Genomic DNA, 12,671 nt, shown 5'->3' with positions numbered 1-12,671 from the left:
AGGTCAGAGGTGTAAGTGCAGTAATGCATTAAGCTGACTGATACTAATAGATCGAGGACTTGATCAAATAATGCACTGTGCAATTTTGAGAGAACAAAATTCTCTTAAAATAATATCTGGTGGTTATGGCTTGAAGGTAACACCCGTTCCCATTCCGAACACGAAGGTTAAGCTTCAAAGCGCCGATGGTACTGCACTGGAGACGGTGTGGAAGAGTAGGTCGCTGCCAGGTAAGATGATATAAAAAACACCAAGAATTTCTTTTTCATAGAAATTCTTGGTGTTTTTTATATCATCATCTATTAATACTTTGTAAAAAATAGTAAATATAAAAGTGAAGTTAAGTCAAAATTAATGATAAAATTATCTTTGAAAGTAATAAAAATTGAAAAGGCTAAGAAGGGAAGTAAAAATATTGCGAGCAATTATTAATGGTAAGATTATTTTAAAAGATAAAACAGTAGAAAATAAAGTAGTTATATTTGATAAAAAAATCAAACACATTATAGAAAAAGAAGATTTTTATAAAATAAATAATATATTAGAAAAATTAGATATTATAGATGCTGATGGATGCTATGTATCTCCTGGATTTATTGACTTGCATATTCATGGCTCTGGTGGAAGTGATGCTATGGATGGAACATTGAAAGATTTAAAAGTAATAAGTCAGGTTATAGCACAAAAAGGAGTTACAGGCTTTCTACCAACAACTATGACTATGAGCAAAGAGAAAATTTATAAAGCTTTGAATACTATAAAGGAAGGAATGGATTTAGATTTAGGTGGGGCTAAAGTGCTTGGTGCCCATATGGAAGGACCATTCATAAATTCTAAATATAAAGGTGTACAAGATGAAAAATATATAATAAAACCCAGCTATGATTTTATTAATGGTTATGAGAAAGTAATCAAGATTATAACCTTAGCTCCAGAAAAAGATTATAATTTTGAATTTATTAAAAAAGTAAAAGAGAATACAAGTATAGTTTTATCAATAGGACATTCGGATGCAATTTATGAGGAAGTAATTGAAGCAATAAAAAATGGTATAAGTCATGCAACTCATCTTTTCAATGCAATGAGTCCATTACATCACAGAAAACCAGGTGTTGTTGGAGCAGTGTTAAGTAGTGATATAAATTGTGAGTTTATAGCAGATAAGATACACATACATCCAGGAGTTTTTGAATTAATTATTAATGCTAAAGGGCCTAATAAGGTTATTCTTGTAACGGACTCTATGAGAGCTGGATGTATGAAGAATGGAATATCTGAATTAGGCGGACAAAAAGTTATAGTTAAAGACAACTTAGCTATGCTAGAAGATGGAACTTTAGCGGGAAGCGTTTTAACTTTAAATAGAGCTTTAAAAAAAGTATTAGAAAATACAAAATTAAAAATTCATGAGGTAGTAGCAATGGCCTCATCAAATGCAGCAAGGAATATAGGAATTGATAAAAGAAAAGGAAGCATAGAATTAGGAAAAGATGCAGATATAACTATATTTGATGAGGAGTTTGAAATAAAACATACAATTGTTGAAGGAAGAACGGTATTTAGCAATTAAAGTTTTGGTCACCTTCTTTTATTTTGTAACGGAGTTTAGACTTAATCATAAAATGTAATTGATGAAGGTTTAAGCCTGAGCAAAATTTTAGGAGGTTTATAATGTATAGAAATGAATTTTTTTATTGTGACTATTGTCTAAATCAGAATGTATGCCCATTTATAAACGGAGAAATGACAAGGTTTAATGGATTTGATGAATATAATGAAATTTATGATCCTAATTTATTCTATGAAGAAGAATATTTAGATATGTGTAGAGCACCTCAGCAGGAGGTAAATAGAATATTGATACAACTTAATAGAGATAGACCTGATCTTAGGAGAAATTTTCAGCGTTATGGTGTAAACACAGTATTAATCGATACTTATTTTAGAACTGCAATAGCTTATACAATAGATAATTCACCAAATCATAGTGGAAGTATAAGTCAGAGGACAAATTCAATATTTAACGCCTTTAGAAGGGATAATGCTTGGATATTTGCTGCTCTTAATGTTGCACGAGTTCCTAGAAATGTTGTAGATTCAACATTTAGAGATGTAATAGAGTTTACTTTGAGAAATATAAGCGATTCTACATCACCAGGAACTGGAGGTAGATGGAGTCAGTGGGAGGATCTTGGAGGAACTTTAGCTTCTGCTCCTGCAGTCTCATCATGGGCACCTAATAGACTAGACACTTTTGTGCGCGGAACGGATAATGCACTTTGGCACAAATGGTGGGATGGATCGCGATGGAGTAACTGGGAAAGCCTTGGCGGAGTTATAACATCTGCTCCTGCTGCAGTATCTTGGGGACCAAACAGAATTGATGTGTTTGCAAGAGGCACAGATAATGCTATGTGGCATATATTTTGGAACGGTTCACGTTGGAGTGCTTGGGAAAGTCTTGGTGGACAGTTAACTTCTGCTCCTGCAGTTTCCTCATGGGCACCTAATAGACTAGACACTTTTGTGCGCGGAACGGATAATGCACTTTGGCACAAATGGTGGGATGGATCACGATGGAGCGACTGGGAAAGCCTTGGTGGAAACTTGACTTCTGACCCTGCTGCAGTGTCTTGGGGACCAAATAGAATTGATGTATTTGCTCGTGGTCAAGGTAATCGTCTATATCATCTATGGTGGGACGGTTCACGTTGGAGTAGATGGGAAGACCTTGGAGGAAGATTAACTTCTGCTCCTGCAGTTTCCTCTAGAAGAGCTAATATGCTTGAAGTGTTTGCTAGAGGACAAAATAATCAATTAATGACCATGTCTTGGAATGGCTCTCGATGGAGCAGTTGGAGTAACATTGGAGGAAATATAACCTCTGCTCCAGCCGCAGTATCTTGGGGACCAAACAGAACTGATGTATTTGCAAGAGGCACTAATAATGCTATGTGGCATATTTGGAGAAATTAACAGAAAAAAGTAGTTCTAAATTTCAATTAGCATTAGCTTAGTATATGTTTTAATAAAGCACAGTTGATAAAAGGTTTTATCAACTGTGCTTTACATTTATATAAATAATCAACTTTTCTAGTTTTTACATATGATACAGTGTAGTACTTATTGTAGAGGGGAGAAAGTTATGTTTTATATGTATAATTCTCCATATGATTTATGGAGCAACAATCAAAAATATAGAGACAGAAGTGTAAAAGTTAAAAAGCCTAGGATGGTTTTAGAAGGAATTGGAACAATTAAAGTTGATCCTGATATTGCTGTTATAATCTTAGGCGTAACAACTGAAGGGGATAGAGTTGAAGTTATCCAAAGAGAGAATGGGGAAAAAGTACAACAAATTATTGAAAGCTTAATGAGGACTGGATTAGAAAAGAGGAATATTGAAACGGAATCATACTCAATTGTACCACAATATGATTATGTTGAGGGAAAGCAAATTTTTAAAGGATATAGAGTAACAAATACTTTAAAGATAACAGTTAGTAATATAGAAGAAGTTGGGAGGATAATAGATATTGCAGTGGAAAATGGTGCAAATGTAGTAAATAGTGTGAATTTTTTAGTGTCAAAATCATCTAATTATTATAAAATTGCTTTATCTAAAGCTGTTATAGACGCGGTAGATAAAGCTATAAATATGGAAAAAACCTTAAATATAATTGTTGATAGAATTCCTATAGATATTTCAGAAGAGAGTTCTAGTAAAAATATATTTGAAGGAAGAAGAGAACTTATGGCTTCAACAGTTTCAACTCCAATTATAGGTGGAGAAATTGAAATAACTGCAAAGGTAAAGGCTATCTTTAGGTATAGAAAACTTTAACGTCAGAGATTATGTAAAAGAGTAGTCCTTAGCCGAGTAAGAAAAAAGTGACTAAGAAATTTCTAAAGGGAAATTTTTTAGTTACTTTTTAGGTTATGGAAATGAATTAATCAATATAAAAAAAGTATATAATAATTTAAGTTAATGTTAATATATACCAAAAATGCTTGTATAATTAATATATGAGAAATTGTAGATTGGAGGTCTTTTATGGTTAAGTCAAGTGTTATTGCTAATCTAAAAGAGATATATGGAAATTTAAAAGGATCTGAGCGACGAGTAGCGGAATATATTATAACACACGGAAAAGAAATAATTCAGTTTTCTATAACAGAATTAGCTGAAAGGTGTAACTGTGGGGAGGCAACAATATTTAGGGTGTGTAAAAAAGTAGGATGCAAAGGATATCAGGAATTTAAAATACATATAGCTCATGAACTTATAGATCCTATTGAAAATATCCATGAAGATATAAAGGACAATGATGATTATGTTATAGTAATGGATAAAGTATTTAAATCTACAATAGTTTCACTTCAAGAAACTTTAAAGCGAAATAATGCTAAGGATATAGAAACTGCAGTAGAATTACTTATAAATGCAAATCAAATTAGTTTTTTTGGCATGGGAGGTTCAGGAGCTTTAGCTATGGATGCATGGCATAAGTTCATAAGAACAGGAGTTATATGCCAATATCAAACGGATACTCATCTTCAGGCAATAACAGCTTCCATGGTTAAAGAAAATGACGTAATTGTGGCTATATCTAATACAGGAAGCAATAAAGAGCTCATAGAAAATGTGGAATTAGCAAAAGCAAATGGAGCTAAGATAATTACCTTGTGCTCTATGTCCAAGGCTCCTCTTACAAAACTAGCTGATGTTAATCTTATTTGCTATGGACGGCAGCAGAAGTATAAAAGTGAGGCAGCAGAGTCTAGGATATCTACATTAACTTTATTAGATTGTCTTTTTGTTCAGGTATGCTTAAAAAAGAAGGAAAGCTATTATAATAATATAGAAAAAGTAAGAAAAGCTATAGCTAAAAAAAGAGTGTAAATATAAAAAGTGCGCATCTATAATAGAAAACGCACTTACTATTTATTTTGTTTTTTTAAATACTTTTGGCCTCTTTGATCTTAGCTATAAAGGCTTTAGCTGTATTTGTAATGTCATCACTAGAACCCTTTGTAAGATTTCCCCCTACTCCAACAGCTATACATCCACTTTTAATCCACTCAGTTACATTTTCTAAATTTACTCCTCCTGTAGGCATTAGTTTAGCCTGTGGAAGAGGACCTTTTATTGCAGAAACAAAGGAAGGATTTAATATGTTTCCAGGAAATATTTTAATAATATCTGTTCCAGCCTCTAAGGCAGTTAGTATTTCTGTTAAGGTCATACAACCTGCCATGTATGGAATTTGATACCTGTTGCACAGCTTTGCTGTTTGAGGGTTAAAAGCAGGACTTACTATATATTTTGCACCAGCTAAGATGGCTATACGAGCTGTTTCGCTATCTAGCACAGTTCCAGCACCTACTAATAACTTATCTCCAAATTCTTTTACTAGTGATTCAATAACATATTGAGCATTTGGAACAGTAAAGGCAATTTCTATAGCATCTATACCACCATTCATACAAGCTAATGATATCTTTTTTGCTTCATTAAAATCTTTAGCCCTTACTACAGCTATAATTCCAGACTTATCAATTCTTTTTAAAACTTCATATTTTTCCATTATATCCTCCTTCAAATTCAAAATATTAATTACATATCTGTTTATGTAATTCCTGATATATATTTATAAGCTGTAAGCAAGCTAATATGATAAATTAGAAAAAAATTTTATAAATTTCAAAAAAATATTAATATTAACGCAAAAGTGAAAATATATTTATAACATATAAAACGTATAAGCGTTAAGGAGTTAATAGCACTATAGACATACACTTAGCGCAAACTATTAATCTATATCAGAAAGGAGGTATTTTTTATAATACTATTAGAAAACTTATAGAAATAAGGGGGGGAAAAGGATGGATTCCTTATCTGTAGGTCAAGCTTTAATAATTGCAATTTGGATTGGTCTTGTAATGTCGAGAGTGTTTTTCGGTGGTGCAACAACAACGCTTAGATTTACTCCTATGATGACGGGTCTTATATGTGGAATTGTTATGGGAGATGTAAAAAATGCTATGGAAGTTTCTGCAGCAATTCAGCTTATTTACATGGGGGTATTTTCGCCAGGTGGCCAAATGCCATCAGAACCAGCTATTGCAGCTGGAATTGCGGTTCCTGTAGCTTTAATGAGTAATTTGAAACCAGAAGCAGCTGTAGCTGTAGCGGTACCTGTCGGTCTTCTTGGAAGCTATTTATATCAATTTAGATTTTTTGTTAATACATTTGTTATTAAGTTAACTGATAAATATGCAGAGCAAGCGAAAAGTAATATGTTAACTTTCTCCATAATTATCTTACCAACTCTAGTATCATTTGTTATATTTATACCATTCATGTTTATAGCACTTTACTTTGGAGCACCAATTATAGCTAGCGTTGTTGAATCTGTATCTGGTGGGTTACTATTCCACATACTAACAGTTATTGGTGGTGGACTTGCCGCTATAGGTATTGCAGTTACGGTATATGTCATTGGTAAAAAAGATTATATCATATTCTTTTTACTGGCATACTTTTTAACAACAATATTAAAGAGCTTGGATATTACTATGGTAACGTATGCAATCTTAGGATCCTTAATTGCTGCAATATATGTTATTAGCAAAAAAGAAGCTAGAGAGACTATATAATGAGGGGAGGTTGAAAATATGACTAATATTGATAACGTTAAAGAAGTTTCTGTTAAATTAAAGCCGGAAGAAATTACATCTAAAGACATTCTTATAGCTTGGTTACGTTTTTATTTTGCAGATGAAATTCCCCATTCCTTTGACCGCTATATTGCACCAGCATTATTATGGGCTTTGATACCAGCTTTAAAGAAATTATATAAGGATAAGGATGAGCTTAGAGCTGCATATCAGCGTCATTTATTATTTTTTAACACTCAGATTTCATGGGGTGGTGGGATTATCACAGGTTTAATGCTTTCGATGGAAAAGGAAAGAGCTCAACAGGTTTACAATAAAGAAGAGATAACTGTTACTGATGATCTTATTTACAATATAAAAGCTGGATTAATGGGAGCTTTAGCCGGAATAGGTGATTCTATTGATTCAGGAACTGTGCAATATATATTTATTGCTATAGCTATTCCATGGGCACAACAAGGTTTGGCTATTGGAGCTGTATTTCCATTCTTAGCATTTTCATTATATCAAGTATTTATTGGATTATTCTTCACACGTCAAGGATTTAAAATGGGACTTAAGGCATCTGAGCTATTAGAAGGAAGTAAAGTACAGTCTCTCATTGAGCTCTTATCAATCCTAGGTTTATTTATGATGGGAGTTTTGGCTGCCAATTATGTAAAGGTTTCCTCATCATTATCATTTAAGCTTTCTGGTAAGGAATTCGTTTTACAAGAAATTATAGATAAAGTAATACCAGGACTACTACCTCTTTGTGTTGTTTCAGGAGTATATTTCTACTTCATAAAGAAGGGTATGAAAGTAACAAGAGCTCTTATCGGTTTAACTGTAATTTTGGGATTATTAGCTGCTGTAGGTATTTTATAAATAATTAATGGGTAAAAGGCTCATTTATAACAATTACAAAGGGTCTTTTAACCATAAAATGATTATGAAATAATACATTTTCTAATAACTAAATTAAGAGCAAAGGAGTTTTATATATGGGAAAAGTATCATTAGCAAGAATAGATGAAAGATTGATACATGGACAGGTTATGACTAATTTATCTAAGAAGTCAGGAGCAAATTCAATATTTATTGTTGATGATGTTGTCGCAAAAGATGCCTTTATGACAAGCATTTTTAAAAGCGCGGGAAGCCGTACAGGACTTAAGGTAAAAATATTAACCCTTAGTGATGCGATTAGGGAGTGGAATGAAAATAAGTTTGAAGATAATAGCTGTATACTTTTAACAAGGACTATAAAGACCATGTATGAATTAGTCAAGGGTGGCTGTGTTATAGAGGAATTAAATTTGGGTGGTATAGCTAAAAAGCCAGGTACAACAAGTATTATCAATTCGGTTGCTATTACTGCTGATGAATGTGCTATGCTAGTTGAACTAAGAGATATATATGGTGTTAAAAACATTTATTTTCAAAGTATACCATCTAATAAAGCTGTTGATTTAAAAAGTGCTGAGAAGAAATTTTAATTATATTTAAAGAAGCATGATTGGGGGCTTTTTATGATAGGAATTCTTATTATTACACATGGTGATATGGCAAAAGGTATTGAATCAAGTGTAGATTTGATTGTTGGAAAGCAGGAACAGTTTTCAACAATTGGGTTATATGAAGGAGAAGACTTCGAAAAATTTAAATTAAAAGTTAAGGATACTGTTGAAGAACTAAATACTGGTGATGGTGTAATTATATTAGTTGATTTATTTGGAGCATCGCCATACAATTCTGTTGCTTATAATATCACAAATTTTTATGAGAAGAAAATTCCTATTCGTTTACTAACAGGAGTGAATCTTCCAATGGTTATAGAAGTTTTAACCTCAAGAGCTACTATTAGCAGTATTAATGATTTATATCATATTGCATTAGATTCAGGTAGAGATGGAATTAAAGAAGCTCTGGAAGAATTGGGCTTGTAATGGGGGGAGAAATTATGGTTAAAGTCTTGGTGACTCCTAGATCTTTTGGAAAGTATAGTAGTAAGCCTTATGATTTACTAAGGGAAAATGGTATAGAAATCATTAGTAATCCTAATGGAAATATTTTGGATAAAAGTGAATTAAAAGATTTAATTAGAGATGTAGACGGAATTATAGTTGGTGTAGATAAACTGGATGAAGAGATACTCAAAGAAGCAAGGAAGATAAAGGCTATATCAAAATATGGTGTAGGCACAGATAATATAGATATGAATTATTGTAAGGCTAATGGTATTGATGTTAGTGTTGCAACTGGAGCTAACAGTAGTGCTGTTGCTGATTATGCTTTCACATTGATGCTTGGAGTTGCTAGGAGGATTGTTGAAATAGATAAGGGATGTCGCTCTGGTGATTGGTCCAAAAAAATTAGTTTAGATATATACGGCAAGAAACTAGGGATTTTAGGGCTTGGTGCTATAGGTAAAGCTGTAGCTGAGCGTGCAGTAGGCTTTAATATGAAGCTATATGGATATGATATATACAAAGATGAAGAGATTATTAATAAATATAATATTAACTTTACTTCTCTAGATAAAATATTTAAAGAATGCGATTTTATCAGTATTCATTTACCTCTTACACCTAAAACATATCATCTCATCGATGAAAGTCTTCTTAAATTAGCAAAGAACAATCTGGTAATTGTGAATACTGCAAGAGGTGGTATAATTGATGAAAAAGCTTTATATCAAATATTAAAGTCAAAAAAAATATATGGAGCAGGAATTGATGTGTTTGAAAATGAACCTGCAGCAGACTCCAAGCTTCTAGAACTAAATAATGTTATAGTAGGTTCTCATTGCGCTGCATCTAGCATTGGTGCGGTAGATAAAATGAGCATGATTGCTAGTGAAAACATTATAAATATGCTAAAGAAAAGAGGAGTAATTTAAATGAAAAGTAATGAGAAATTAAAATGTGTTATTTTTGATATGGATGGCTGTCTTGTAGATACAGAAGCAGCTTATATGAAGAGTTGGAGACGCGCTTTTGAAATAGATGGATTTCCTATAGACTATAATATAATTAATTCTTGGGCAGGTTTGGGAGCAACTTATATAAATGATGAAATTTATAGATTAACACATGATATAAATCGTACTCGAAAAATAAGGCAACTTCGAGAAGATATATTTTTTCAACTTTTAGAAGATGGGAAAGTTGAATTAAAGTTATATGCAAAGGAGATATTATTGTTTTTAAGAGAAAGAAATATAAAGATAGGACTTGCAAGTTCAACATATAAGTTTAAAGCATTAAGGATACTAGAACATTTTAAATTATCCAACTTTTTTGATTTTATGGTCTTTGGTGATCAGGTAAAAAAATTAAAACCTGCGCCGGATATATATTTAAAAGCTTTAGAAATTAGTAAAGAAAATATATCAAATTGCCTTATTTTCGAGGATTCTGTAAGTGGAGTAAAGGCGGCAAAGGAGGCAGGCTTTACTTATATAGTTCATATACCTGATTCAAGTATTTTGCAATGTGAAGTAGACTTAAATACATTTGCAAAAGTAGACAACTTTTTAGAAGGAATGAAATTAATTGAAAAAATTTTAGAATTAGGATAGGGATTAAAAATGAAATATGAAGATTGGATTATTCGTTATGGAGCTGTAATAAGAAAAAGGTTTACTAGAAATGAAAAATTAAAATTTCTATATGGTATAAGTAAGGAATTTAACAATATGGGGTATGTTGTTGACGTTAAGGAAGCAAAGATAGGACGAGATACTAATTATAACTTATATGTAGGCAATATCAATAAGGCGAAGTATATTGTTGCTGCCTATTATGATACACCGCCGTCAACATTTGGTATATTACCGTACAAACTTTTTGATGAAAAGAGTAGAAGACTTTCCATTTTTATATCAAGCTTTTTACCTATACTAGTACTTATTGTACTTGGGACATTATTTATCTTAAAGTTAGGATCACCTACCTGGTCTGACGGAATTTTTGGAGCGCTAGATATAATATATACATTTTTTCTTCTATGCATATTTGCAATTATGTATCGTGTCAGAGATGGCATTGGATCTCAAACAAATTTTGTTAGAAACACGTCAAGTATAATTGCCATATTAGCTTTGGCATCTTCACTTTCTTCTGATGAAAGAAAGAAAATTGCATTTGTTCTTACTGATTATGGCTGTAAAACTTGTGCAGGAGATAAGTTACTATCCTTTGGAGTAAATGGTAGAAGTACTATAATACATCTTGATTGTATTGGAAATACTAATTCTTTATATTTATTTTACCCTAAAAGTTTTTCTAATAGAGTTAATGTTATAAAGGAAGATAACAATCTAAATGATATTTGTTTATTTGATTTTAGTAAATTAAATAAAGCATTAACCTTCTTTCAGGAGAATGAGTTATATCTTGTATCCGCATCAAAAGAGGGAGATATCTTTTTTGTGAGAAAAGATAGGACTATAAAAAATTATTTTGATATGAATAATCTAGAGAAGGCAGTTAAATGTCTGAAAATATTAATCTTCCAAAACTCAAATTGACAATGAGGTGAGTATAATGATTAAATCTAAAATTGGAGTTATTGGTATGGGTGTTATGGGAAGAAATCTTGCACTTAATATGGCAGATCATAACTATCAGGTTTCTGTATATGATATTGCAAGTAACTATATAGATGAAGCTATTTCTCAAGACATGACTGGTAATTTAAAAGCAGCTTATTTTATTGATGAATTTGTTAATAGTATTGAAAAACCAAGAAATATCCTCCTTATGGTAAAGGCTGGAGAACCAGTTGATAAAATAATAGAAATGCTTATACCACTTCTTAGTAAAGATGATCTTATTATAGATGGAGGTAATTCTTATTTTAAAGATACTATTGCTCGTGCAAGATATCTCAAAAAAAAAGGAATACATTTTATTGGAATGGGCGTTTCTGGTGGTGAGGTAGGTGCACGTTTAGGTCCTGCATTGATGCCAGGTGGAAGTAAAAGTGATTATGAAAGGGTAAAGGAAATTCTTGAGAATATATCTGCTAAGGCTAAAGATGGAGAACCATGTTGTAAATATATCTCAAAAGATGGAGCTGGTCATTACGTAAAGATGGTGCATAATGGTATCGAATATGCTTACATGGAAATTATAGCTGAAGGATATAGCATTATGAAGAATGTTCTTAATATGTCTAACGAGGAAATGGCAAAAGCTTTTGAAGGCTATAGTAAAGGTCTCTTAAATTCATATCTTATTGAAATAACAACACATGTTCTTTTAGAAAAGGATGATATTGGTGAAGGGTATTTAATAGATAAAATTTTAGATTCAGCACAGCAAAAAGGAACTGGTAGATGGGCAAATATTGAAGCTGTTGATCTTGGAGTTAACGCATCTATACTACAGGCAGGGATAAACAGTAGAGTGAATTCTTCACTATTGATTGAGAGAAAGAAAGCATCCAATATATTACACTATGATGCATATGATGAGAAATATAGCAAAGAGAAGATTTTAAAATCATTAGAAGATGCACTTTTAGCAAGTAAAATAATGGCCTATGCACAAGGCTTTACATTACTAAGGAAAGCGGCTGAAGTTTATGGATGGTCATTTAATTATAGAGAAATTACTTCTATTTTTCGTGAAGGATGCATCATCCGATCACAACTTTTATATGCAATTATGGATGAATATGAAAAAAATAACAATTTAGATAATATAATAGTTAGTGAATATTTTTCAAGTATTCTAAATAAAACAACCATTGGCTTACGTGAGATAGTTAAGGTAGCTATTGATAATGGTATAGCTGTACCTGCTTTTATGGAGGCTCTTGCCTATTTTGATGCATATAGAACAGAAAAATCATCTGCAAATTTAATTCAAGGCCAAAGGGATTATTTTGGAGCCCATACCTATAAAAGAATAGATTGTGAAGGCATATTTCATCATCAATGGCTTCATAAAGTTGATAAACTTTAAAATATAATGAAGAATAAAGTGGCTTACTGATTACTG

General features: G+C 32.0%; 13 protein-coding genes and 1 rRNA gene. 13 read left to right on the top strand and 1 reads right to left on the bottom strand.

The genetic code is table 11. The annotated features are described in order from the left end of the window. The first annotated feature begins 115 nt into the window (after positions 1-115). The 5 genes from rrf (at position 116) to CPAL_RS13595 (ending at position 4,903) form a co-directional block, all read left to right on the top strand. Positions 116-232: ribosomal RNA gene (gene rrf, locus CPAL_RS13615) — 5S ribosomal RNA — on the top strand. A 183-nt stretch (positions 233-415) separates the two neighbouring features. Then, positions 416-1,570 carry an N-acetylglucosamine-6-phosphate deacetylase gene (nagA, locus tag CPAL_RS13610; RefSeq protein WP_061858918.1) on the top strand — a complete coding sequence of 385 codons (1,155 nt, stop codon included), beginning with the start codon at positions 416-418 and terminating at the stop codon, positions 1,568-1,570. Positions 1,571-2,115: 545 nt separating this feature from the next. Then, a complete protein-coding gene (locus CPAL_RS13605) occupies positions 2,116-2,976 on the top strand; it encodes a PLL family lectin (RefSeq protein ID WP_479723345.1) in 861 nt (286 codons plus the stop codon). A 169-nt stretch (positions 2,977-3,145) separates the two neighbouring features. Beyond that, the gene (locus CPAL_RS13600; protein WP_061858916.1) at positions 3,146-3,844 is read left to right on the top strand and encodes an SIMPL domain-containing protein; all 699 of its coding nucleotides are present in this window, start codon (positions 3,146-3,148) and stop codon (positions 3,842-3,844) included. 210 nt (positions 3,845-4,054) lie between these two features. Then, the gene (locus tag CPAL_RS13595; protein ID WP_061858915.1) at positions 4,055-4,903 is read left to right on the top strand and encodes a MurR/RpiR family transcriptional regulator; all 849 of its coding nucleotides are present in this window, start codon (positions 4,055-4,057) and stop codon (positions 4,901-4,903) included. Between the two features lie 55 nt (positions 4,904-4,958). Here the strand turns inward: CPAL_RS13595 and CPAL_RS13590 are convergent, their stop codons facing one another. Next, complete coding sequence (locus CPAL_RS13590) at positions 4,959-5,591, bottom strand: bifunctional 2-keto-4-hydroxyglutarate aldolase/2-keto-3-deoxy-6-phosphogluconate aldolase (protein ID WP_207654948.1); 633 nt, start codon at positions 5,589-5,591, stop codon at positions 4,959-4,961. Positions 5,592-5,886: 295 nt separating this feature from the next. Here CPAL_RS13590 and CPAL_RS13585 point away from each other — a divergent pair, with 295 nt between their 5' ends. From CPAL_RS13585 to gndA, 8 genes are all read left to right on the top strand, one after another. Further along, positions 5,887-6,660: a PTS mannose/fructose/sorbose/N-acetylgalactosamine transporter subunit IIC gene (locus CPAL_RS13585; RefSeq protein WP_061858913.1), complete on the top strand. Its 774-nt coding sequence runs from the start codon at positions 5,887-5,889 to the stop codon at positions 6,658-6,660. A gap of 18 nt (positions 6,661-6,678) precedes the next feature. After that, a complete protein-coding gene (locus CPAL_RS13580) occupies positions 6,679-7,548 on the top strand; it encodes a PTS system mannose/fructose/sorbose family transporter subunit IID (protein WP_106024850.1) in 870 nt (289 codons plus the stop codon). Between the two features lie 116 nt (positions 7,549-7,664). After that, positions 7,665-8,159, top strand: a complete 495-nt coding sequence (locus CPAL_RS13575; RefSeq protein ID WP_106024849.1) for a PTS sugar transporter subunit IIB — start codon at positions 7,665-7,667, stop codon at positions 8,157-8,159. Positions 8,160-8,192: 33 nt separating this feature from the next. Then, a complete protein-coding gene (locus CPAL_RS13570; RefSeq protein WP_106024848.1) occupies positions 8,193-8,609 on the top strand; it encodes a PTS sugar transporter subunit IIA in 417 nt (138 codons plus the stop codon). A gap of 14 nt (positions 8,610-8,623) precedes the next feature. After that, positions 8,624-9,562: a phosphoglycerate dehydrogenase gene (locus tag CPAL_RS13565; protein WP_106024847.1), complete on the top strand. Its 939-nt coding sequence runs from the start codon at positions 8,624-8,626 to the stop codon at positions 9,560-9,562. Further along, complete coding sequence (locus CPAL_RS13560; protein ID WP_106024846.1) at positions 9,563-10,243, top strand: HAD family hydrolase; 681 nt, start codon at positions 9,563-9,565, stop codon at positions 10,241-10,243. 9 nt (positions 10,244-10,252) lie between these two features. Beyond that, positions 10,253-11,194: a hypothetical protein gene (locus tag CPAL_RS13555; RefSeq protein ID WP_061858911.1), complete on the top strand. Its 942-nt coding sequence runs from the start codon at positions 10,253-10,255 to the stop codon at positions 11,192-11,194. A 16-nt stretch (positions 11,195-11,210) separates the two neighbouring features. After that, positions 11,211-12,635 carry an NADP-dependent phosphogluconate dehydrogenase gene (gndA, locus tag CPAL_RS13550; RefSeq protein ID WP_106024845.1) on the top strand — a complete coding sequence of 475 codons (1,425 nt, stop codon included), beginning with the start codon at positions 11,211-11,213 and terminating at the stop codon, positions 12,633-12,635. Positions 12,636-12,671: the final 36 nt, after the last annotated feature.

It is taken from the genome of Clostridium thermopalmarium DSM 5974 (assembly GCF_002995795.1).
GTDB lineage: Bacteria > Bacillota > Clostridia > Clostridiales > Clostridiaceae > Clostridium_H > Clostridium_H thermopalmarium.
This window is presented reverse-complemented; position numbering and strand designations above follow the sequence as displayed.